The organism is Hyalangium sp., assembly GCF_045802625.1.
Classification (GTDB): domain Bacteria; phylum Myxococcota; class Myxococcia; order Myxococcales; family Myxococcaceae; genus Hyalangium.
Window position 1 is genome coordinate 21,490 of the sequence record NZ_JBJMQP010000153.1, and the last position, 22,373, is coordinate 43,862.

At 68.6% G+C, this 22,373-nt stretch carries 21 protein-coding genes; 6 read left to right on the plus strand and 15 right to left on the minus strand.

Going from position 1 to position 22,373, the window contains the following annotated elements:
- Positions 1-32 precede the first annotated feature (32 nt).
- From ACJ8AT_RS27735 to ACJ8AT_RS27750, 4 genes are all read right to left on the minus strand, one after another.
- A complete protein-coding gene (locus tag ACJ8AT_RS27735) occupies positions 33-2,249 on the minus strand; it encodes an ATPase domain-containing protein (protein WP_407740896.1) in 2,217 nt (738 codons plus the stop codon).
- Positions 2,246-2,623, minus strand: coding sequence for a hypothetical protein (locus ACJ8AT_RS27740; protein ID WP_407740897.1), 378 nt, complete (start codon positions 2,621-2,623; stop codon positions 2,246-2,248). Before ACJ8AT_RS27740 ends, ACJ8AT_RS27735 begins: the two co-directional genes overlap by 4 nt.
- A 134-nt stretch (positions 2,624-2,757) precedes the next feature.
- The gene (locus ACJ8AT_RS27745) at positions 2,758-3,159 is read right to left on the minus strand and encodes a DUF3037 domain-containing protein (RefSeq protein ID WP_407740898.1); all 402 of its coding nucleotides are present in this window, start codon (positions 3,157-3,159) and stop codon (positions 2,758-2,760) included.
- The gene (locus ACJ8AT_RS27750) at positions 3,137-3,919 is read right to left on the minus strand and encodes a HipA family kinase (protein ID WP_407740899.1); all 783 of its coding nucleotides are present in this window, start codon (positions 3,917-3,919) and stop codon (positions 3,137-3,139) included. The genes ACJ8AT_RS27745 and ACJ8AT_RS27750 overlap by 23 nt, the downstream gene beginning before the upstream one ends.
- 145 nt (positions 3,920-4,064) lie before the next feature.
- On the opposite strand from ACJ8AT_RS27750, the gene ACJ8AT_RS27755 reads away from it, so the two are divergent.
- Entirely contained in the window at positions 4,065-6,125 is a 2,061-nt protein-coding gene (locus ACJ8AT_RS27755; RefSeq protein ID WP_407740900.1) for a prolyl oligopeptidase family serine peptidase, read from the plus strand.
- Between the two features lie 48 nt (positions 6,126-6,173).
- Here ACJ8AT_RS27755 and ACJ8AT_RS27760 read toward each other — a convergent pair whose 3' ends face one another.
- Both ACJ8AT_RS27760 and ACJ8AT_RS27765 read right to left on the minus strand, forming a co-directional pair.
- Complete coding sequence (locus ACJ8AT_RS27760) at positions 6,174-8,399, minus strand: type IV pilus twitching motility protein PilT (protein ID WP_407740901.1); 2,226 nt, start codon at positions 8,397-8,399, stop codon at positions 6,174-6,176.
- A 165-nt stretch (positions 8,400-8,564) separates the two neighbouring features.
- Positions 8,565-9,650, minus strand: a complete 1,086-nt coding sequence (locus ACJ8AT_RS27765; RefSeq protein ID WP_407740935.1) for a hypothetical protein — start codon at positions 9,648-9,650, stop codon at positions 8,565-8,567.
- Positions 9,651-9,869: 219 nt separating this feature from the next.
- On the opposite strand from ACJ8AT_RS27765, the gene ACJ8AT_RS27770 reads away from it, so the two are divergent.
- Positions 9,870-10,187: a hypothetical protein gene (locus ACJ8AT_RS27770; RefSeq protein ID WP_407740902.1), complete on the plus strand. Its 318-nt coding sequence runs from the start codon at positions 9,870-9,872 to the stop codon at positions 10,185-10,187.
- Between the two features lie 283 nt (positions 10,188-10,470).
- Here ACJ8AT_RS27770 and ACJ8AT_RS27775 read toward each other — a convergent pair whose 3' ends face one another.
- The 4 genes from ACJ8AT_RS27775 to ACJ8AT_RS27790 all read right to left on the minus strand — a co-directional run bounded on the left by ACJ8AT_RS27775 (position 10,471) and on the right by ACJ8AT_RS27790 (position 14,312).
- Positions 10,471-10,911 carry a hypothetical protein gene (locus tag ACJ8AT_RS27775; protein ID WP_407740903.1) on the minus strand — a complete coding sequence of 147 codons (441 nt, stop codon included), beginning with the start codon at positions 10,909-10,911 and terminating at the stop codon, positions 10,471-10,473.
- Between the two features lie 211 nt (positions 10,912-11,122).
- Entirely contained in the window at positions 11,123-11,509 is a 387-nt protein-coding gene (locus ACJ8AT_RS27780) for a hypothetical protein (protein WP_407740904.1), read from the minus strand.
- Between the two features lie 334 nt (positions 11,510-11,843).
- Positions 11,844-12,086: a hypothetical protein gene (locus tag ACJ8AT_RS27785; protein WP_407740905.1), complete on the minus strand. Its 243-nt coding sequence runs from the start codon at positions 12,084-12,086 to the stop codon at positions 11,844-11,846.
- Positions 12,087-13,094: 1,008 nt separating this feature from the next.
- Positions 13,095-14,312: a metallophosphoesterase gene (locus ACJ8AT_RS27790; protein WP_407740906.1), complete on the minus strand. Its 1,218-nt coding sequence runs from the start codon at positions 14,310-14,312 to the stop codon at positions 13,095-13,097.
- 133 nt (positions 14,313-14,445) lie between these two features.
- On the opposite strand from ACJ8AT_RS27790, the gene ACJ8AT_RS27795 reads away from it, so the two are divergent.
- Complete coding sequence (locus ACJ8AT_RS27795; RefSeq protein ID WP_407740907.1) at positions 14,446-14,991, plus strand: hypothetical protein; 546 nt, start codon at positions 14,446-14,448, stop codon at positions 14,989-14,991.
- Between the two features lie 5 nt (positions 14,992-14,996).
- On the opposite strand, the gene agmC is transcribed toward ACJ8AT_RS27795, so the two are convergent.
- The 3 genes from agmC to ACJ8AT_RS27810 all read right to left on the minus strand — a co-directional run bounded on the left by agmC (position 14,997) and on the right by ACJ8AT_RS27810 (position 18,006).
- Positions 14,997-16,829, minus strand: coding sequence for an adventurous gliding motility protein AgmC (gene agmC / locus ACJ8AT_RS27800; RefSeq protein ID WP_407740908.1), 1,833 nt, complete (start codon positions 16,827-16,829; stop codon positions 14,997-14,999).
- Between the two features lie 45 nt (positions 16,830-16,874).
- Positions 16,875-17,411: a heme NO-binding domain-containing protein gene (locus tag ACJ8AT_RS27805; protein WP_407740909.1), complete on the minus strand. Its 537-nt coding sequence runs from the start codon at positions 17,409-17,411 to the stop codon at positions 16,875-16,877.
- Between the two features lie 94 nt (positions 17,412-17,505).
- Entirely contained in the window at positions 17,506-18,006 is a 501-nt protein-coding gene (locus tag ACJ8AT_RS27810) for a hypothetical protein (RefSeq protein ID WP_407740910.1), read from the minus strand.
- 116 nt (positions 18,007-18,122) lie between these two features.
- On the opposite strand from ACJ8AT_RS27810, the gene ACJ8AT_RS27815 reads away from it, so the two are divergent.
- From ACJ8AT_RS27815 to ACJ8AT_RS27825, 3 genes are all read left to right on the plus strand, one after another.
- Positions 18,123-19,460: a citrate synthase family protein gene (locus tag ACJ8AT_RS27815; protein ID WP_407740911.1), complete on the plus strand. Its 1,338-nt coding sequence runs from the start codon at positions 18,123-18,125 to the stop codon at positions 19,458-19,460.
- A gap of 95 nt (positions 19,461-19,555) precedes the next feature.
- Positions 19,556-20,293 carry a hypothetical protein gene (locus tag ACJ8AT_RS27820; protein ID WP_407740912.1) on the plus strand — a complete coding sequence of 246 codons (738 nt, stop codon included), beginning with the start codon at positions 19,556-19,558 and terminating at the stop codon, positions 20,291-20,293.
- Positions 20,294-20,302: 9 nt separating this feature from the next.
- Entirely contained in the window at positions 20,303-20,590 is a 288-nt protein-coding gene (locus ACJ8AT_RS27825; RefSeq protein WP_407740913.1) for a hypothetical protein, read from the plus strand.
- A gap of 22 nt (positions 20,591-20,612) precedes the next feature.
- Here ACJ8AT_RS27825 and ychF read toward each other — a convergent pair whose 3' ends face one another.
- Both ychF and atpF read right to left on the minus strand, forming a co-directional pair.
- Positions 20,613-21,722: a redox-regulated ATPase YchF gene (gene ychF, locus ACJ8AT_RS27830; protein WP_407740914.1), complete on the minus strand. Its 1,110-nt coding sequence runs from the start codon at positions 21,720-21,722 to the stop codon at positions 20,613-20,615.
- 51 nt (positions 21,723-21,773) lie between these two features.
- Positions 21,774-22,307: a F0F1 ATP synthase subunit B gene (gene atpF, locus ACJ8AT_RS27835; protein ID WP_407740915.1), complete on the minus strand. Its 534-nt coding sequence runs from the start codon at positions 22,305-22,307 to the stop codon at positions 21,774-21,776.
- Positions 22,308-22,373: the final 66 nt, after the last annotated feature.

Sequence of the window (22,373 nt, forward strand, 5' to 3'; positions counted from 1 at the left end):
TCCTGACGGCGGTGCTGCCGGGCGTTCGGGCCCTACTTCCGGCGCTTGCGTCTCAGGCTCAAGCCCCGTTTCTTCTTCTTTGGCGCTTCCTGAATAGGTGGGGACTCGCGCTCGAACCGGCCACCCAGCCGCAGCCCGCCTTTGCCAATCAGGGTGCGATAGCTCCCCCCGTCGTGCTCGCTGCCGCGCGTCTTCACCACCGTCAGCAGCGGGAGGAACTCGCCCCCCTGCTGGACGTAGCGGAGCATGAAGACGTTGTCGGCGAGCGGAGACAGCCCCCGCTCGCTGATGACGTCGACCGTGAAGAGCGAGCGCGCCTCGAGCATGAAGAGGCTCGTCACCCCCAGGGAGCGCAGGCGGACGACCAGGCTGTACAGCAGCAGCCGTAGCTCCTGGGAGACGGTCCCCAGGCTCTCGATGTCGCTGGCGCTGTCGAGCACCAACCGGCTCGGCTTGAACTCCTGGAGCTTGTCCTTCACCAGGCTGAGGAAGCGCGTGGCCTGCAGCTGCTCGCGCGGCAGATAGAGGATCTCCACCCACCCGGCGTCCATGGCCTCCTTCAGCGGCAGCCCCAGCTTCTCGCTGGTCTGGCACAGCTGGGCAGGCCCCTCCTCGAGGGTGATGTAGAGCGCGCGCTCCTTCATGCGCGCCGCGTCCAGCACGAACTGGACGCCGAGGGTGCTCTTGCCGGTGCCGGGGCTGCCCGAGACCAGGGTCACGCTCCCATCGAGCAGCCCGCCCCCCAGCAGCTCATCCAGCTGCGGCACACCCGAGGAGACCCGCTGCCGGCCCGGCACGGGAGCGGTGGCTCTGTCCATGAGCGAGCCCTCGTCGAGGCGAGGGAAGATGGTGATGCCATCCTGGCTGATGGTCATCGAGTGCCAGCCCCGGGCGTGCGCGGTGTTGCGCAGCTTGATGATCTCGATGTAGCGATGGCGCTCGAGCCCCTCGGCCTCCCACTTGAGGGAGATGACGCCATCCATCACGGTCTCTTCCACCCCGAAGCGGGTGATCTGATGCCCGCCAGGAGGGGTGTCGTTGATGAAGAAGCCCACCGCCTGCTGGTTCAACACGATGTTCGCCAGCCAGAACACCTTGTCCCGCAGCAGCCGCAGATCGTCGATCTTGTGGAGGAACACCGACATCGAGTCGAGCACCACGCGCCGGGCCCCGAAGGCCTCGACGCGGCGCTGCAGCTCCAGGATGTCCCGGTCCACCAGGATGTCCGGCTGGGGGATGAAGAAGATCTGCACCATCCCCCGGTTGATCTCCCCCTCCAGGTCCCAGCCCATCCCCCGGGCGTTGGCGCGCAGGCGCTCCGGGGTCTCCTCGAAGGAGAGGTAGAAGCCCTTCTCGCCATGGTCCCGGGCCCCCCGGTAGAGCAGCTCCAGCGCCAGCATCGTCTTGCCGGAGCCCGACACCCCCGAGACGATGAGGCTCGAGCCCAGCGGGATGCCCTCGCCGAGCAGCTCGTCCAGCTTGGGGATGCCGGTCTTCAGGCGCTCGACTTGCTCCGGGACCTGCTCACTGACGTGATGATCGCGCCGCAGGGTGATGCCGGGCGCGTAGACCTCGATGCCGCCCGTGGTGATGACGAACGGGTGCTGGTCGCGGCTGTGCGCGGTGCCGCGCATCTTGACGATCTGAAGCAGCCGCTGCTGCTCTCCGGACAGCTCGTGCTGCTTGACGATGATGATGCCGTCGATGGCGGAGAAGGCCGGGTGCTCGAAGTGCTCGGGGTTGTACTCCCCGAGCAGGAAGGTGGTGCACTCCCAGGCCATCAGCCGGACGGTGAGCTCGTAGGTGAACTTGCGCAGCTCCTCGGAGGAGTGGGCCAGATCATCAAAGACCTTGAAGCTGTCGATGACCACCATCGAGGGCTTGAACTGCTTGAGCTGATCCATCAGCAGGTTGACCGTCAGCTCGATGCCCTTGGTCCGCAGCATCATGCCCAGATCGACGAAGCGGATGCGCTCGTCGAGCTGAGCCGGATCAAAGAAGGTAAAGGGCTGCAGGTAGAGCAGCGTCTTGGCGGTGGGCTGGGAGAGGGTGTTGAAGTAGAGGACCCGTCCCCCCTGGGAGGTGTGGTGGAAGCAGATCTGCTGGGCGAGGATGGTCTTGCCCGAGCCCGGGGGGCCGGCGACCACCGTCACCACGCCTTGCGGGATGCCGCCCTGGAGGATGGCATCGAGGTTGGAGATGCCCGTCTCCAGCCGAGGAATCGTGGGCCTGCCGCCGGGGCCACTCATGCTTTTCCACCCTTCTCATCCGTCGGCCGGGCCTGCACCTTGCGCAGCTCCGCATGGAGGCCTGGGGTGAGGATCTCCCCCGTGAGGGTCCCAAGCACCCGCAGCAACTCGACGACCAGGAACTCGAGAGATTCCTCCAGGAGCGCTCTGCCGAGGGCCGCCGCGGTCTGGCGCAGCTCGCCGCAGTGCACTCCGCTCGTCTCGATCTTGAGCGCCGCGAGGTGCGGATACTTCTCAGTCCCGTAGAGGTGCACACGCTCCACGATGGCCATCAAGGTGATCTCCCCCAAGCTCAAGTGCGCGCGGCGCCACAGCGTATCCAGAGCGTGCTCATAGAGCTCGACGAGCGCCTGGGGCGGCAATGGCTCCGCCATGCTCGCGCGCCAGGCTCTCACCACTTCACTGTGGATGTTTCGCTCAGCCATCTGTTTGGAGAGCCTGGGACTGCAGAGAGGGAGCCCACGCCCTACACCGCTGGCTTAGCGAGCAGGCCCCTGGAAGTCCACCCTCATGACGTCTTATGTCGCAGGCGCACCATCGTACCTAGCAAGTGGTCCAGGGCTTTTACCGGGTCCTCGCACAGCCCGGAGTGCACGGGGGAGGTCTGGATGATAGTGCTGCGCGGCGCCACCAGCCAGTGCCAGCGCTCCTTCTGAGGAAGCTGACCGATGGGCCCTGCCTTCCTGCCGCCCGCGCAGAGGTGGGGGATGGCCTCCAGGTGGCCGCGCACCAGCGCCACGTCCACGTCGGGCTCGAGCGCCAGCAGGCGCTGCTCGTCCAGCTCCACCTTCGCCGCCAGGAAGCGCTGCGTCAGACAGAAGAGGATGATGCCGGCGTTGATGAACTCGCCCCGCTCCACGCGTGGCACCACGCGCACGATGGCGTAATCAAACGAGCTGGGCGCGGGCACGCTCGGCCTCCTCGATGAAGCGGGGGGATGCCTCCAGGCGCTCGCGCAGCCACGCGAGGTAGGCCGCCCGGTGCGCTTCCCTCGAGGGGAAGGACTCCTCCGAGCCCAGCCACTCGTCTGGAATCATCGCCACCGTGCGCTCCAGCACCTCGGGCGTCAGCCTCGCGCGCAGGGTGGCCTCGGAGGCTCGCAGCGCCGTGGCCCAGGGCAGCAGCACGTGGTCCTTGATGGGAGCGAAGGGAGTCCGGCTGCGCTCCAGGTACTCGGCCCACGAGTGGTGGAAGTACATGGAGGCGCCGTGGTCGATGAGCCACAGCGCCTTGTGCCACTGCAGCATGTTCGGGTTCTTGGGCGTGCGGTCCACGTTCGTCACATAGGAGTCGAAGCAGACGATGTCCGAGGCCTCCTCGGCGGCCGGAGGGGGGCCCACCAGGGGGTCGAACGTGATGGAGCCCGGCAGGTAGTCCAGCGCCAGGTTGAGCCCTCCGCTGGCCTTGATGAGATCTCGAATCTCTCCGTCCGGCTCGGCGCGGCCGAGCACCGGATCCAGGTGCATCAACACCAGCTCCGGGACGCGCAGCCCCATGACGCGCGCCAGCTCCCCGGCGACCAGCTCGGCGATGAGCGCCTTGAGCCCCTGCCCCGCGCCTCGGAACTTGAGCACGTAGAGCCCCGAGTCCTCCGCCTCGACGATGGCGGGCACGGAGCCCCCCTCTCGCAGCGGAGTCACGTACCTTGTCGCCGTCACCGTCCTCAGCATCGCCCCGCATTTATCACGGAGCGGCCTGCTTCTGACTGCGACAGAACGGGCCTGGACAGCCGCGATCGAAGCGGGCACCGTGCGCGCCGTCGCGCCCGAGCAGCCGTGGCGCGTGAACCCCTGTCCTTTCGACTCGGAGGAAGCCTTGCCCCTGTCGCTCCTGGCGGCCCTGGCGCTCACCGCCGCCCCCGCCCCGTCCCATCCCTACAACGTCCAGGATCAGGTGACGATGCGCCGGCTCAGCGAGCCACGCGTCTCGCCTGACGGCCAGCACATCGCGTACGTGCTGCGCAGCACGGACATGGAGGCCAACCGCGGCCGCAATGACCTGTGGCTCGTCAACACCGACGGCTCCGGCGCGCGCCAGCTCACCTCGCACCCGGACAGCGACAGCCAGCCGGTGTGGGCGCCGGATGGCCACAGCCTGTTCTTCCTCTCTCCGCGAGGCGGCTCCTCGCAGGTGTGGCGCCTGCCCATCGACGGCGGCGAGCCGCAGCAGGTGACGAAGCTCCCGCTCGAGGTGAACGCCTTCGCCCTCTCGCGCGACGGCTCCAGGCTCGCGGTGGCGCTGGAGGTCTTCCCCGACTGCGCCACGCTGGAGTGCACGACTCAGCGCCAGGCGGACAAGGCCAAGAGCAAGAGCTCCGGCCGCGTCTACGACAAGCTCTTCGTCCGCCACTGGGACACGTGGGCGGATGGGCGGCGCTCGCACCTCTTCGTCGTGCCCGTGGCCGGCGGCCCGGCCGTGGACGTGATGAAGGGCATGGACGCGGACAGCCCGACCAAGCCCTTCGGCGGCCCGGACGAGTTCACCTTCACGCCGGATGGCAAGGGCGTGGTCTTCACCGCTCGGGACGTGGGCCGCCAGGAGTCGTGGAGCACGGATCTGGATCTCTTCCTCGCCTCCGCGGACGGCCAGGGCCAGCCGCGCAAGCTCACCACCAGCAACCGCGCCACGGACACCTCGCCCGCGTTCAGCCCGGACGGCAAGACGCTGGCGTACCTGGCCATGGCGCGCCCGGGCTTCGAGGCGGATCGCCTGCGCGTCATCCTCCGCTCGTGGCCGGACGGCAAGGAGCGCGTGCTCACGGACAAGTGGGACCGCTCCGCCGAGGCGCTCGCCTGGAGCGCGGATGGCAAGACGCTGTTCACCACCACGTACAACGAGCTGCAGCACCCGGTGTTCGCCATCGACGTGGGCAGCGGTGAGGTGCGCCCGGTGACTCGCGAGGGCCACGCCTCGGATGTGCAGCCCGCGGCGGGGGGCCGCATCGTCTACGCGTTCGACACGCTGAAGGCGCCCACGGACGTGTTCTCGAGCAACGTGGATGGCTCGGACGCGCGCCAGCTCACGCACGTGAACCAGGAGGCGCTGGCCTCCATCCGCTTCGGCGACTTCGAGACCTTCACCTTCCCCGGCTGGAACGGGGAGAAGGTGTTCGGCTACGTGGTGAAGCCCGTCGATTTCGATCCGAAGAAGAAGTACCCGGTGGCCTTCTTCATCCACGGCGGGCCGCAGGGGAGCTACAGCAACCACTTCCACTACCGATGGAACCCGCAGGCGTTCGCGGGGCATGGCTACGCGGTGGTGAGCGTCGACTTCCACGGCTCGACGGGGTACGGGCAGGCGTTCACGGACGCCATCCAGGATGACTGGGGTGGCAAGCCGCTGGAGGACTTGCAGAAGGGGCTGGCGGCGGCGATGGCTCGCTACCCGTTCCTGCACCAGGAGCGGGTGTGCGCGCTGGGCGCGAGCTATGGCGGGTACATGATCAACTGGATCGCCGGGAACTGGCCGGATCGGTTCAAGTGCCTGGTGAACCACGACGGCATCCTGAACGAGCAGATGGGGTACTTCGACACCGAGGAGCTGTGGTTCCCGGAGTGGGAGCACCGCGGCACGCCGTGGGACAAGCCGGAGGCGTACGCGAAGCACAACCCGGTCGAGTTCGTGAGCAAGTGGAAGACGCCGATGCTGGTGGTGCAGGGCGGCCAGGACTTCCGCGTGGTGGAGACGCAGGGCCTGGGCACCTTCAACGTGCTGCAGCGCAAGGGCATCCCCTCCAAGCTGCTCTACTTCCCGGACGAGAACCACTGGGTGCTCAAGCCCGCCAACAGCGTGCTGTGGCACGAGACGGTGCTCGACTGGCTGGATCAGTGGACGAAGCCGGGCGCCGCGGCGCCAGTGGTGAAGAGCTCGCCGTAGGCCGTGAGGCTGGGCGGAGGCGCTCCGAGCGCTTCCGCCCCGAGGGTCTCACTTCACGGGCGCCGGGGTCTCCGCCGGGCCCGAGGCCGCAGCCGCGGCCGGGGTGTCCGCCTTGAAGCCCGCGCGCTCCAGCATGGCGCGCATCTCGGCGCGAGCCACCGACTTGCTCAACGCCTCGTTCGGCTCGATGACCTTCTTCTTCACCAGCTCGAGCAGCGAGTCATTGAGCGTCACCATCCCCTGCCCGCGCGAGGTCTGCATCACCGAGGGAATCTGGAACGTCTTCCCCTCACGGATGAGGTTGGACACCGAGCCCGTGCACAGCAGCACCTCCTGCGCCGCCACGCGCCCGCCTCCAATGCGCTTGCACAACGACTGGGCGATCACACCCTTGAGGGACTCGGAGAGCATCATCCGGATCTGCGGCTGACGGTCCGCGGGGAACTGATCGATGATCCGGTCCACCGTGGACGCCGCCGTGTTGGTGTGCAGCGTCCCGAACACCAGGTGCCCCGTCTCCGCCGTCTCGATGGCGGTGGCGATCGTCTCCAGATCCCTCATCTCCCCCACCAGCACCACGTCCGGATCCTCTCGCAGCGCGGCGCGCAGCGCGTTCTTGAACGAGCGCGTGTGCATCCCCACCTCGCGCTGGTTCACCAGGCAGCTCTTGTTCTTGTGAACGAACTCGATGGGGTCCTCGATGGTGATGATGTGGTCCTCGCGGTGGCGGTTGACGTAGTCGATCAGCGCCGCCAGGGTGGTGGACTTGCCGCTGCCCGTGGGGCCCGTCACCAGCACCAGCCCCTTGGTGAGGAAGCACAGGTCCAGCACGTGCCGCGACAGGCCGATCTCCTCCGCGGTGCGGATCTTCTTGGGGATCTGCCGCAGCACCGCGCCGATGCCATTGCGGTCCTCGAAGACGTTGACGCGGAAGCGCGCGGCCGAGGTGTCGTAGGCGAAGTCCGTGTCCTGGAGCTCCTCCCACTGCCTCCGGTTCTTCTCCGGAGCAATGCTGAAGAGCATCGCCTTGAGGCGCCCAGGGGTGATGAGGCCGTACTCCTCGATGGGCACCATGTCGCCGTCGATGCGCATGTGCGGCAGCGTCTCGCTCGACAGGTGCAGGTCCGAGGCGCCACGGGCCAGCATCGCCTCCATCAAGGCGAGCATCTGCGCCTGGGCCTCCTTCCAGTGGTCGTCGATCTCTTCGACGGCCGGGCTCGAAGCGGCGGGGCTGGAGGCCTCGGGGACGAGCGCCAGCACAGGCGCGGAGACGGGAATGGGCGCGGGAGTGAGAGCAGCGGCAGGTGCCACGGCGGCGGCGGCGGGCACCGGAGGCTGAGTCACCGGGCCGGTGGGAATGGCTGGCGCAGCGGTGGCGGGCCCAGGAGGAATCGTCGCTGGCGCGGACGGAGCCACCGGAATGGCCGCGGCAACAGGAACCGCGGCGGGGGCAGGGGCAGGCACCGGAGGCATCGTCGCCGGCCCCACGGGAGCTGCTGGCACGTGCGGAGCGGGATGCGCCGCCGTCAGAGGCGCGGCCACCACGGGTGAAGCCACAGCGGGCGCGGCAGCGGGCACGGGTGGAAGCGTGGCGGGCCCAGCGGGAGCGGCCGGGACCACCGTGGGAGCCGGAACCGCCGCAGGCACGGGTGGAAGCGTGGCGGGCCCACCGGCACGCGCGGCAGCCGGCACCGCGGCATGCGCTGCGGCGGTGGGCACTGGCGGAATCGTGGCGGGCCGTGCCGGAGGAGTGCGTATGGCCGGAGCGGCGGGGGCCGCGGGAGCCACCGGCGCGGGAGCCACCGAGGCGGGAGACTCATCCAACCAGTGAGGAGCCGGCCCGGTGTCGAGCTCGAGCGCCGCCTCCTGCGCGGCCGGTGCCGGATCCACGACCTGGGCCGCCAGCTCGAGCATCTCGTACGGCGAGGCCAGCTCGAACTTCTCCTCCTCCGGAGCGGGCGGCAGCGAGATCGCGGTGAAGGGCACCATGGACACCTTCACGCGGCCCTGGATGTTCTCCAGCGTCACCTGCACCTGCCCGGCGGGCGCGGCGTAGGGGAAGGCGGTGGTGCCCTCGGGCGGGAAGGTGGCCCGCTGCTCGGCGGGCACCAGCTCCGAGATCGCTCCGAGGATTTGCGGGGTGGTGAGGTTCTGCTTCAGCACCAGCTGGAGCCCGGTGGGGGTGCGCATGTTCACACCGCCACCGGTCTCGATGAGCAACTCCTGACCGGAGTCCTTGAAGAGCTTCTCGATGATGGGGTCGAGCCTGGCCATGGCGTCAGCGGGGGAGGAGTTCCACGGATGCGACGTGGCGTTTGTTGATCAGCGCCACCCTGGGAATCGAGCTTTTTTGTAGCACGGGGAGACACCCGCTCCCAGCCCGCCCCGGAGCCCGCCAGTCCCAACCCTCACCCAGAGTCACACCAGGACACACCAAAATTACAGGTCGGGTCGACTCAGCTCGCGCTCCACGAAGAGGCGGAGGATGTGCAGGAAGTCCTGCGCGTTGGTGACCACGCCGAAGGCCTGGTGCGTGCCTCGATCCTTCAGCTTGCTGACGACGAACTCGGACGAGTCCACGCAGATGGTCGCCAGCTCCCGGAGCGAACCATCCGGCTCGGTGACGAACGAGGGCAGCATGTTGCCCGTGGCGATGGCGTGCAGCGCCGTGGCGATCATCACCGCCAGCGTGGCCTTGAGGGTGTGGCGGCGCATGGCGTCCTGCGCGGCCAGGTTGTCCGTCACCACGTCCGGCAGCGGCCCGTCATCCCGGATGGAGCCCGTCAGCACGAAGGGCACCTTGTGCGCCACGCACGCGTGCATGATGCCGTCCTTGATCACCCCCCGCTCCACCGCCTGGGCGATGGAGCCCGCCGCGCGCACCTGGTTGATGGCGCGCATGTGCAGGCCGTGGCCGCCCGCGGTCGCCTCGCCCGCGCCGCTCATGCCCAGGGTGGTGCCGAAGATGGAGGCCTCGATGTCATGCACCGCCACCGCGTTGCCCGCCAGCAGCGCGCCCACGAAGCCGTTGGCGATGAACCACGTCATGTCCGCGCGCGCCCGCGAGTGCACCAGCGCCGGCCCCGTCACCCACACCGGATAGCCGCCTCGCTGGCGCTCCTCCACCAGCAGCCGAGCCATGCGCGTGTAGTCGATGGGCTTCTCGCGCGACACCCCGCTCGTCATGAACTTGAACTCGCCCTCGGCGCCGCCCGCCAGCCACGAGGCGTGCACGTAGACGCCCTGGCTCCCGTCCTCCGCTTGCCCCATGGCCACCTGCTCGCCCGCGCGCACGCGCCGCCCCTCGCGCGTCCACAGCTCCCCGTTCGCGTCCAGCACCAGCGCGCAGTCCATGCGCGGCTCGCGCGGCATGCGCCAGCGCCCGCCCACGCGCACGTACGTGGGCAGGTTGGTGGTGGAGAAGAAGCCCTCGGGGAGGACGCCGTCGGCCGGCGCGGGCTCGAAGCGCGCGTCCGGGGCCCGCGTGAAGCGCTCGGCGGTGAAGTCGGGATGGGGGATGGTCATGCTCACGCCGGGAACATGGGACGGACGCTCCCGCGGTTCAAGCACGCGCGGCGGGCTCCCGGGCCGGCCGTCCCGCGCGGCCGCCAACCTTTGGGACTTCCAGGGGAAATTGCCGCCGGGGCTCTCCGGGAGAGTTCCCCGCAACTTCCGCGAGGGGCTCGGGTTCATCTCGGCACAGACGATGCCGGCACGGCCGGCAGCAACCCGAGGAGAACAATCATGGTGAAGAGCATCTCTCTGGCTGTCGCGGTGGTGGTGGGTGTGATGATGGCGTCTCCGGCCGATGCGGCGCGGGCCGACCGCCGGCAGGCGAAGCAGCAGGCGCGCATCGTCCAGGGCGAGAAGAGCGGCGAGCTGACTCAGGCCGAGGCCACGCGGCTCGAGGCGCAGCACCAGGCCATCAAGCAGGAGGTCCGCGAGGATCGCGCCGCCAATGGCGGTCACCTCACCCCCGCCGAGCGCGCCAAGGTCGAGCGCCAGCAGGACCGGCTCAACCGCCGCATCTACGTGCAGAAGCACGACGGCCAGACGCGCTGAACCCCACCCAGTCCAGATTCAGCCTGAGCCCGAGTGAAAAAAGGTGGGAAAAATGCCCCCCTACGCAACTTGTGGGGCTCTGGCTCCGAGAATGCGGATGAAGTGTTCTCACGATCCTGGAGCACCCGATACGGATGGGCTCACTGAGGATCACCTATCGCGGTTGAAGCCTTCATCCCCCACTTCAGCCGTTCATCATGGGGCTCCCGACTCATCCCAGCGGGAGCCCCGTGTCATTTCCAGCGTCCGAGCTCCCGTGAAGCACCCCGGCCCCCCCCGGTGCTCAGGTGGCCACCGGACGCCGGAAGCCAGGTCCCCCGAGCTCGGGGCCCTGAGGCTCGAAGGCCTGGGGGAAGAAGAGCCGGGGGGCGTTCGGCTGGAGCCAGAACCAGAGCGTGTAGACCCCCACGGCCGTGCCGATCGGAACGTGGAGCAGGCCCAGCATGCCGACGATCAGCGTGGGCACCTTCGCCCAGGCCCGGCGCCGCAGCATTCCGGTGCCGCCCATGACTCCCACCGCCGCCATCCCCAGCAGCAGCAGCCCTCCGGCTCCGCCCACCAGCAGGATGACGGCTCGCTCCTGCCCGGTCCGCACCTCGGGCAGGGCCACGGCCAGGACTACGGCCAGCAACGCGATGCCTGCGATGGCCCACAGCCCTCCGAACACGAGATAGAGGATGCCGAGGACCTTGCGGTGCTGATCCAGGACGTTGGTGCTCTGCATGCTCGCCTCCCCTTGCTCGCGAGGCTGCTCCTGGGGTGAGTCTCCCGGAGCGAGCCCGCCGCGCACGGCACTCCTGGGAAGCGTCTGCACTCCTGACGATGAGGGGAAGCGGGACAGGAGCGAGCAGCCGAGGAGCCTGATGCCGGTCGGCTGGAGGCAGGACAGGGAATCGAGCGGCTCCGGCTCGCTCCTCGCGCCCGAGCCCTCTCGCTCACATGTCCTGCAAGCGCGACGGGAGCCCGGAGACCCCAAGGGCCGTGGAGAGATGGGAGCGCAGTTCGCCGGGGTTCCAGGGCCGCGCGAAGGTGAAGTGGCTCACGGAGCCTCGGCGCATGGAGGATGCGTCCTCACGCGCCAGCGCGCTGGAGAGCAGGATGCGCGGGCCTTCGTAGGCGTGCTCCATCAGCCGGGCGAGGAACCACGGCGCGCCTCGCTCGTCCCTCATCTCCAGATCGACGATGATCGCCGCGAGCGAGGGCTGAGCGGAGAGCTTACGGACAGCGGAGTCGAAGCGGGTGGCGTTGAGCAGCTCGAAGTGCCGGGCCAGCTCACGCGCCACGGCGTTGCGCACGGCGGCCGCCTCGGCGACAACCAGCACCGTAGGCAGAGTCGCTGCGGTGGAAGGCTCCCAGGAGGCTCTTCGCAGCGGGAAGGTTCCCAGCTCCGGGCCACACGGCAAGCCCTCGCGCTCGGGCAGCAACGCCCTGCGGCGGAGCCTCGGAGGCTCCCGGCTCACAGTGTGGGTGCCTGAATCCTGCGAGTCAGCATCTGAGAAGGGCGGTCCGGACACACCCAGAGAGTAAGCGCCTCACACGGCGTGAATCAATCGAAGGCTGGAGAAACCTACATGCCCCAGAGAACAATCGAACGCTGGATCAGCACCCGACCTGTGGAGTGAAGTGATTCGGATGACACCTGGGGCAACCTCCGCGCTATTGCTGAACGGCAAGGATGCGCCATTGACGAACGTCAACGGCGTAGGTGGCACCCATATCTAGAACCACCGCCCTTTCTTCCTCGGTGCATGCATCGGGGTTGAAGACAAAGCGGACGAAGACGACCCCATCTGGTCCTGGTGCAGCCATTACATCGAATGACTGTCGCCGATACAGGCACTGTTCGATCGGCGTCGCTCCAGCATGTGGCTTGCTTCCCGGGGGACGAAAATCATCCATGGCCAGTTGGATCGCAGTCGCTATCAAACCCGAAATCTCATGGAGCCCCTCTCTGGGGAATTGCGCTGGGAACTTCACCTGGGCTGCTTCCGCTGGTGAAGCATGAACCGGAGGACTCTGGCCCTCCACGAGAGCATGAGCGGGATGTTGATGAAGGTGTACCCACCCGCAAGCGGGGAGAGAGAGGCAGAGCAACAGGAGCGGTGTGTGCTTCATGGAGTTCCCTGTCCTAATGAGGTAAGGGGGCAACTCGTGGCGATATGCGGCCATGGCGCTATTCACCCACCGGTGTTACGATTCCGGACTTCTTGTTCCCTGGCTCTATATACCCAGTGAGCACCCATTCCTTTCCCCGCCTCACATACATCTCTCCGGGGCGGTCTTCGTTCAAATAGGGAATCAGTTTCATCACAGTGCAATCCGTATCAAATTGAATTCTGATATGAAACAGTTGGAGATTTGCGCGTTTGTCGTCATCTGTCATTTCCGAAGGGGCCCACGGGTGACTGTGGTAATCCGCCCAATAAACGGGCTGTCCACGCGCATCATTCACAACCCGGGGCGGTTGACACTGCTTCCGCTTTGCCGGCCCCACAAGGATCGTTGGCCCCAGAGGAGAAGGGTAGCTCGCGAAGTAGACGCCATCCCCGAGTGAATAGATGGCGCCGCAGTACTCCTGACCGTAGTCGCGCCAAGCAGCCCAGGGCAACTTCATGATGGCAGGGCAGAGTTGATCAACAACCTCATCGACATCACGGGAGGCATTGATTGCTGGCCAGGGGCCATTCACCCATACCTCTTTCCCCTTACGCCCATAGTTCTCGGGTTCACTGGGCCTGCTCGGCTCGCTCGCACAAGCCAGAACTCCAAGCAGGACTACCCCGTAGGGCCTCATAGAAATCGCCCTGTCGAAGAGGAGCCCACGGAATAGAGCATCGGGGAGCTAAGAACACCGGCATGAGCCCAAAGCGGAGAATACACAAAGACCCGCTTCTGTATCTGGAGTGCTCACTCCGTCACGAGTGTCAGCTCGGTGATCTCGGGCGCGGGCCCCAGGCGCAGCGGCGGCCCCCAGTAGCCAGTGCCGCGGCTGGTGTACACGCGAATGCCGGCGATGTTCGCCAGCCCCCGGATGACGGGCTGCTGGAGCTTCACGAAGAACATGAAGGGGAACAGCTGTCCGCCGTGCGTGTGCCCGGAGAGCTGCAGGTCCACGCCCAGCCCCTTGGCCAGGAACGCCGTGCGCGGCTGGTGCGCCAGCAGCAGCCGAGGCACTCCCTCCGGAGCTCCCGCGAAGGCCAGGTCCGGCCGGCACGCGTGCGCCGGATCCATCCGCCCGCCCTCATGGTCCGTCACCCCGGCCACCACGAGCCGCGCCTCCGAGCGCTCGACGACGCGGTGCTCGTTGTGCAGCACGGTGAGCCCCAGCCGAGCCACCTCGGCGGCCCACGCGGCGCCCCCGTGGTAGTACTCGTGGTTGCCGGTGACGTAGTAGACGCCGAGCTTCGCGCGCAGCTCGGACAGCGGCGCCACCTCCTCGCGGAGCGTGCGCACACTGCCGTCCACGAGATCTCCCGTCACCGCGACGATGTCCGGCTCGAGCGCGTTCACTTGCTCCACCACGCGCCGCAGGAAGTGCCGATCCAACGTGGGGCCGATGTGGATGTCGGAGATCTGCACCACGCGCACCCCGTGCAGCCCCGGGCCCAGCTGCTTCACGGGGATCTTCAGCCGCTCCACGCGCGCCCGGCCCCGCGCCGTGAGGAACGCGAAGGCGAGCGCCGGCACCACCACCGCCACCACGCCCAGCGCCTTGCCCCGAGCCAGCGCCAGCGCCTCGGGAGCCGGGCCCAGCAGGCCCCACACCGCGCAGATGACATCCGCGGTCAGCACCGCCGTGAGCAGCAACCCGAACGTGCCCAGCCACAACATGGCCGTCCAGTACAGCGCCCGGTTCAGCAGCGTGGGCCTGCGGCGAGAGGCGGCGAAGCCCAGGGGGATGGAGAAGAAGAGCAGCGCCAGCGCCCCGAAGCCGAGCGCCGTCCACGGCTGCCCGAGCTTCGGCTCCGCCAACAGCCGCAGCCCCAGGTAGCCATGCAGGCCGCCGACGAGCCCCACCGCGAAGAGGATGGCCACCATGCCTCGGATGATGAGGCCGATAGGCACCTGACTCAGCGGGACACCGTCGTGCTGCTCGCGCTCCACGCCCTGAGAGGACTCGGCCATCCGTCACTGCCTCCGCGGCGCCGGCCCTGCCGCCCGATTTGAGAGCCCCAGCATAGCGAGGAGCCCCGGGCAGCGCCCGAGATCCCGCACGCGGCGAGCTGTCCGCGAGGAGCGCGGGGACTACCTTTCTGGCATGAGACCTCTGTTGGCTTTGAGCATGGGCGGTGTCCTGACAGCGGGCCTGCTCGTCTGGACCACGGCGGGTGCGGCCAAGGGCCAGGACATCTTTCTGCACACCCCTGGGGAAGCGATCTCGGCCACCGTGAAGGGCGACAGTGTCGCGAGCCCGGATGTTCAGCTCTATCGCTCGTCCGACGCGGTCCGCGGCCGGGCCTTTGGCCGGGTGGTGAACCTGGACATCGAGGGCGACCAGGTGGCTGGCATCGTTGGAGACCAGCCCACGCGGCTGCGGTTGAACCCCCAGGCAGGTGGCGGTCTGGAGGCCGTGGGCATGCTCGGCGGCGGTCTCTCGCGCTTCAAGCTGACCCCGAAGGAGTTCTCCGGCACCGTGGCCGCCTGTAGCTACGAGCTGCGGTTCACGGGCACCCGCTACGAGGGCTCGCGCGCGTGCCGCGGGAAGATCGAGGCGCCGGTATACCTGGAGCTGCCCCCGACGCTCGCCGAGGGCGGAGACGCCCAGGCGGTGGCAACGCTGGGCCTCATCCTCGGCACGCCCTGAGCTGGCTACTGCCGCCGCCGGAGCCGCGCCGCGCCCAACCCCAGCAGCAGCGCCATGGCCCCGGCCCCCACTCCCGACGTGGCCCCACATCCGCAGCCCACGTCGAGCACCAGGGGTGTCTGATCAGGCAAGCCGCCGTCATCGGGAAGCCCGCCATCCGAGGTGGGGCCTCCATCGGGCAGGGGGCCTCCATCGGGCAGGGGGCCTCCATCCGGGAGGCCTCCGTCTCCGGTACCCACCTCGAAGTGGTCGACTTCGGAGAAAAGGCTGTAGGCCCCCAAGGTCTCCGCCGAGGCCTGCAGCTCGTGTGCGCCCGCGGTCAGATCACTGGCCGGGGTGAACGAGAAGGCTCCCGAGCTGTCCGCCACCAGCTGCACATACGCGACGCCATCCATGAACAGGTGGACGACCACGCCCGGATCCGAGGTGCCCGCGATGGGAGGCCGCCCCGACAGGCCCGTGGCTCCATTCGGAGGCTGGGTCAGCACCGGGGTGCCGGGCTGCTGGTACGCAATCTCGTACGTCTGCTCGTTGCCATAAGAGCTCCCCCCATCAATGGCGCTCGGCCCCGCGCCGAAGGTGCCGCCCGCGGCCGTGGACTGACCGGGGAACCCCGCGACCACCGAGACCGGGCACTGGATGGGGTTGCCTTGAAGGAAGACCACGCCTCCGCCTCCACCTCCGCCAGGGCCCGACTCGCTGCTGGGGTGACGGGTGTCTCCGCCCGCGCCGCCCGAGGCCTGTGCGATCGCACACCTCAGCCGCTGCGCGACTCGGATGGAGATGGCTCCGCCCGCTCCGCCGCCTCCCGCGCCATCATCAATGGAGGAGGGGACGAAGTCCGCCGAAGCCCCCATGGCACTGAACTGCCCTGCCCCCTCCACGTCCAACGCACGCAGGAGCATCAGCCCGCCACCGGGGGCTCCTCCCGTGCCGAAGTCCATGTGCCCCGCCCCGCCTCCCCCGCCACCTCCGAAGAGGAGGTGCTCATATGGCAGGTAGAGCACGGACGTGCCTCCCAGGCCCCCCACGTCCGCGGTCGCCGGAGGACTCGCGGTGACAGTGAACCCTCCCTTGCCGCCGGCTCCGGAGTGGCCTCCTCCCGCACCGCCCGAGCTGTGACAGTTCCCGCTGCCACCGCCGTTGGCCAGGTTTCCCCGCCCGGCCGCCGTGCCGAAGCGTCCGGACACCACTCCCTCTCCTTTGTAGGAGCCTCCGTCCCCCGCCGGCTGGTCGAGCCCGGTGCAGCCGTAGAGCGAGGGGTGGTTGATGAAGGGGCCTCCTCGGAAGCCCGCCCCGTCCACGGAGATCAGACCGTCGTTGGTGAGCCGGCCCGTGACCAGCGCGGCCAGGATGCCTCCCACCTTCCCATCCCAGGGCAGCGGCATCAGCGAAGCCCCCGAGTCCACCCGCAGGTCCGTGTACTCGGGCACGCTCACCACCTGCGTCACGTTCGCGGTGTAGCCGTACTGCAACGGAGCCGTCAGTTGCAGCACGCTGCCGGCCACCGACTCGATCCGCGCATACTCGAACCGCCCCACGGGGCTCGTGGTGAGGTTGATGGAGTGCTGATCTCCCGAAGCAGGGGCGGGCAGCAGCCCCGCGGACTGCTGGAGCAGCACCAGCTCTCCCGCCGTGAAGGCCGAGGCGTTGGAGATCGTCAGGGCCTGGGTGCCAGCCGCGGCGCTCGCGGTGAGCTGCCCATAGTGGTTGATGACCATGCCCAGCGTGCTCACGCGCAGCGAGCCAGTGCGGCCCGTGCCCAGCCCGAAGGTGTCGGGCTCAGCCCGTGCGGCCCCCGCGACGAGCAGCCCAAGCAGGAAGAGGCGGATCCGCATGGGGCCATGCTGCCCCAGCTCACCGAGACACGTCGAGCCTGAGGCTCATCCCACCTGCTTGACCAGGAACACACAAGAGTCAGCGCCGGCGTGCATGCACTGCGCCTCCTGCACCTCGACGCGCTGCCCCAGCTCGTGGGCCAGCCCTCGGACGAAGCCAATGCCCACGCCACACAGCATGCGCGGCGACGCATACTCGACGCGGATCATCTTCGCGTTGATCCGCTGGCACTTCAGCCGCGGCGGAGTCGCGTGCGGATCCTTGCGCACCCGCTCGTGGATGCGCTCGGCGTTCTCGACGATGTCGATGATGGTCCACCCGGGCTGGATGAAGGTCCGGTAGACCTTCATCATCCCCGGGCCGTTGAACTCACCGAAGTCCTCGAGCAGGCTGCGCACGGAGAGGCCTGTCTTGCGTGAGGCGGCCAGGAAGATCGCCTCGGCTTGTTCATCGGGGTAGCTCTGAAAGGCGAGGTACATCCGCGGGCCGAGCCCGGCCTCTCGAAGCAACGTCTCCCAGCCCTGCTCGCCGAGGCGAGCCTGCGCATAGCTCCGAAGCTGATTGAAGATGATGCCGTGCATGTGCCTGCCTCCTCGAACCATGCCGGATCCGAGGGCGCGCCCACCTGCTCACGCCTGTCCGCATCATCGCATGTCCCGCGGGCAAACTGAATGATCATTCACTCTCCATGAGCCGCGCGAGGTACCTGGCGTTCACGGGAGCGAAGAAGGGCTGGCGCAGCAGGCGGGGCAAGGAGCGCTTGTCCACGCACAGCAGCTGGAGCGAGTCGGCCCACTCGCCGAGCACGGCGATGGCACGCACCTCGGGAGCCTCCCGGTAGAGATCATTCAGGTTGTGGACGAGGGCACTCAGGTCCTCCACCTCCCACCGCTCGGTGAGCTCTCCCACGAGCACGTGCAGCTCCAGCGTGCGCCGCTCCCGCACATCCACGAGCTTGAAGCCCCGCGCGGCGCCGCCCATGGCCTGGGTGAGCGGGCCGACGAGCTCGTCCGGCCGTACATCCAGCGCGACGGAGAGGCCCCCTTGCAGTAGGCCGGCGTCGCACAGGCGCAGCAGGGACACCGCCGGGGGCTCGCCGGGGACGAGCACCTCGGTGGCGGCCGCGCGGTCCTTCAGGAGCTGCTCTCGGGCCAGCGTGTCGGGCAGGGAGGCCATGGGCTCACCCTACCCTCTCGCCTCGAAAGTGGGGTGGCCAGAGCGCTCCGAGGCTCTTGGCTCGACAGGGTTATCGAGTCGAGTCGACAATCCACTCGAAGGAGGCTTCGAGCGCCATGGTGAAGCGGAGGGGCGGCCGTTCTCAAGCTCGATTCGACCATCGAGATGAAGACCTGCTGACGGCAACCGAGGCGGCGGCCCTGCTGGGAGTGAAGCGGGCGACACTCTACACGTACGTGAGCCGGGGACTGGTGCGGTGTGTCCCCGAGCCAGGCACCAAGGAGAACCGGTACGTGCGCATGGATCTGGAGCGCCTGAAGGTGCGGCACGACGCTCGGGCGGGACACGCGGCGGTGGCCTCGGGGGCGCTGCGCTGGGGCGAGCCAGTCATTGACTCTTCCATCTCCCGCGTGGGCGAGGAGGGCCTGGCGTATCGCGGGCACCTCGCCGTGGAGCTGGCGGTGCAGGGGCGCTCCTTCGAGCAGGTGGCGGAGCTGCTGTGGACAGGCGAGCTGCCCGGCGCCTCCGTGCAGTGGCCAGCGCCGGAGCTGCCCTTTCCTCCGTCCTCGCTGGTGGGCCTGCTGCCACGAGATGCTCCGCCGCTCACGGTGCTGTCCGCGGTGGTGCCGCTGCTGGGAGCCTCGGATCCGGTGCGCTTCGCCTCGCCCCCCGAGCAAGAGCGGCTACGAGCCCGGCGGCTGCTGCGCCTGCTGGGAGCCTGGGCGGGAGGAGCCCAGGGAGGCTCGCGGGTGGCCCAGGCGCTGAAGGAGGTGACGGTGGCGGCCTCGCTGGCGCGGGCGTGGGGCGTGGAGGTGAAGCGGGCCGTGGCACCGCTCGATCGAGCCCTGGTGCTGTGCGCGGACCACGAGCTGAATGTCTCCACCTTCACGGCGCGCGTGACGGCCTCCTCCGGCGCGGATCTCTATGCCTGCGTCAGCGCGGCCCTGGCGGCCCTCTCGGGCCCCAAGCATGGCGGGGCCTGCGATCGCATCGAGGCGCTGATGCAGGAAGTGGGGCGCCCGGAGCGCGCGGCCACGGTGGTGCGGGAGCGGCTGCGGCGCGGGGAGGCCGTCCCTGGCTTCGGGCACCAGCTCTACCCGGAGGGAGATCCGCGCACGCCTCCCCTGCTGGAGGTGGCATGGGCGACGCGGCCCGAGCCGGTGGGGGTGCGAGTGGTGCGCGCCGTGGTGGAGACCATGGCCAAGGCGGGGCACCCTCCTCCCACGGTGGACATCGGGCTGGTGGCGCTGGCAGCCGCGCTGGGCCTGCCACCCGGAGCGGCGGCGGCGGTCTTCGCGGTGGGGCGCGCGGCGGGTTGGGTGGCCCACGTGCTGGAGCAGCGCGAGCAAGGCCACCTCCTGCGCCCCCGCGCACGGTACGTGGAGCCTCTCCCTCCGGGCGCGCACGACAGTTCACAGGTCGTCACGGCGCCGCACACAGCGCGAGGTGGATGACGCTCCGGGAGACGGATACCGCGGCCAGCGCTCCCCTCCTCACGCCTCGGCCCCCAAATCACGCCCGCGCTGAACCACGACACACGGAGAACCCCTTGGCCCTCCACCGTCCACGCACCCTGCTGCTGCTGAGCCTGCTCCTGGGCCTGTCGACGGCCTGCTCGGAGGCGCTCGATGTACCCGACGCCGCCGGGCGCCGCGATCTGCTCTTTGCCTTCGACGACAGCACCCAGGCCTGGACCGCCAGCTTCACCGACGTGTCCACGGCCCAGGCGAGCGACGTGGGCTTCGTCTTCGAGCGCCGCGACGTGCCCGCCGAGACCGGATCCATGGGCGGCGCGCTCTTCCTCTCGGGCAAGAACGTGAGCGACGATCTGTTCATGTTCCTCACGCACCCGGTGAGCGACTTGAGGCCCGAGGCGCAGTACTCGCTCACCTTCGAGCTGGAGCTGGCGAGCAACGCGCCCTCGGGCTGCACGGGCGTTGGTGGCGCTCCGGGCGAGAGCGTCTTCCTCAAGGCGGGCGCCGCGAGCGTCCAGCCCGAGCGCGTGACGACCTCCGCGGGCGCCTACCGCCTCAACGTGGACAAGGGAGACCAATCGATGGGCGGCGCCAACGCGCAGGTGCTGGGAGACATCGCCAACGGCTCCACGGACTGCGCCACGCCCCCCTACCGGCGCATCACCCGTGACAACCACGGCAACTCGTTCCGAGTCACCTCGGATGCCCAGGGCCAGCTGTGGCTGCTCCTGGGCACGGACTCGGGCTTCGAGGGGACCACCTCGCTCTACTTCGACACGATTCGTGTCGTCCTGGAGCCTGTCCAGCCATAGGGTGGGCCCGTGACGAACCGCTCTGTTCCTCCCTGGTTGATGATCTCGCGGCTGATGGGCACCGTGGCGCTCGTGGGCGCGCTGGCGGTGACCCTCAAGCCGGGCGTGGCGCCCCGCTCGCTCGGGCCCGTGCTCATCCTCGCGTTCCTGGTGCTGCGCCTGGGGAGCGAGTGGCTGCTCGCCCTCCTCTATCCGGATCCGGAAGGCCGGCACCGGCGCTCGGCGATCCTCAACACGTTGATCGCGGTGGCCGTCACGGCCTTCTGGTTCTACATCCGCAAGCGCGTCGTGATGTGACGCGCTCGAGCGGAGCTAGCCGCTAGACATTGAAGCGGAAGTGCATGCAGTCGCCGTCCTGGACGACGTACTCCTTGCCTTCCACGCGCAGCAGGCCCTTCTCCTTCACCACGGACTCGCTGCCGAGCTTGATCAGGTCCTCCCAGCGCATCACCTCGGCCTTGATGAAGCCGCGCTCGAAGTCCGAGTGAATCACGCCCGCCGCCTGGGGGGCCTTGAAGCCCTTGTGGATCGTCCAGGCGCGGCACTCCTGCTCGCCCACCGTGAAGTACGTCTGCAGGCCGAGCAGCTTGTAGCCCGCCCGCACCACCTTGTGCAGGCCCGGCTCCGTCAGCCCCGCGCTCTCCAGGAAGCCCGGCCGCTCCTCCTCGGGCAGCTGCTGGATCTCCGCCTCCATGGCCGCGGCGAGCACCACCACCTCGGCGCCCTCCTTCTGGGCCATCTCCTTCACCGCGCGCACGTGCGGCGACTCATCCTCCTTGCCGATCTGCCCCTCGGAGATGTTCGCCACGTACAGCACCGGCTTGTCCGTCAGCAGGAACAGCTCGCGGATGGCCGCGTGCTCGTCGTCCGTCAGCTTCTGCGCGCGCACGGTGATGCCCGCGTCCAGCCCGGCCTTGATCTTGTCCAGCAGCGCCAGCTCCGCCTTGGCCTCGTCCCCGGCCTTGCCGCCCATCTTCGCGTTGCGCTGGGCGCGCTCGCGGCGCTTCTCGACTGTTTCGAGATCCTTGAGGCACAGCTCCGTGTCCACCACGTCCCGGTCCCGCACCGGATCCACGCCGCCCTCCACGTGGGTGACGTTGTCGTCCACGAAGCAGCGCAGCACGTGCAGCACCGCGTCCACCTGGCGGATGTTGGCCAGGAACTGGTTGCCCAGGCCCTCGCCCTTGGAGGCGCCGCGCACCAGGCCGGCGATGTCCACGAACTCCAGCGAGGTGGGCACCTTCTTCAGGGGCTTGATGAGGGCCGACAGCTTGTCCAGCCGCTCGTCCGGCACGGGGACCACGCCCACGTTCGGCTCGATGGTGCAGAACGGGTAGTTGGCCGCCTGCGCGCCGGCGGAGGACAGCGCGTTGAAGAGGGTGGACTTGCCCACGTTGGGCAGCCCGACGATTCCGATGGAGAGACCCATGACGGTTCCTTGGAACAGCGCCTGCGGCGGGCTGCTTCCCGGCGAGCCGGGTTAGGCGCGCGGAGTGCCGCCGGGCGTGGTCGGCAGGCCCTTGACGAACTGCTCGGCCAGCGCGCGGTGCTTGGCGTCATCCATGCGCTCGTTGATGAGCTTGCTGGCCACGTCCATGGCCAAGTCCACCGCCATGGCGCGGACCTCGGCGATGGCCTTGGTCTTCTGGTCTTCAATCTCGCGGCGAGCCTGGGCCTTGAAGTCCTCGGCCTCCTTGCGGCTCTTGGCCATCAGCTCCTCGCGGTACTTCTCCACGTCCTGCTTGTTGCGGTTCATCATCTCCGCGGCCTCACGGCGGGCCTCGGCGATGGCCGTCTTCTGGTCGGCCAGGAGCTTCTCGGCCTCGGCGCGCTCGCGCTTGGCGCTCTCGATGGCGCTGGCGATCTGCTTCTCGCGCTCCTCCACCAGGGCGAGGATGGGGCCCCAGGCCTTCCAGCGCAGGACGAAGGCCACGAGGATGAAGGTGATGAGGGTCCAGAAGATGAGGCCCGGACGGACCTCCAGGAAGCTGGCGGCGAGGAGGAGGGTGTTCATCGAAGTCATCCTTCGCGGAAGGGCGGGAGGAAAAGGCGAAGATTCACGACAGGGACAGCTCGAGAG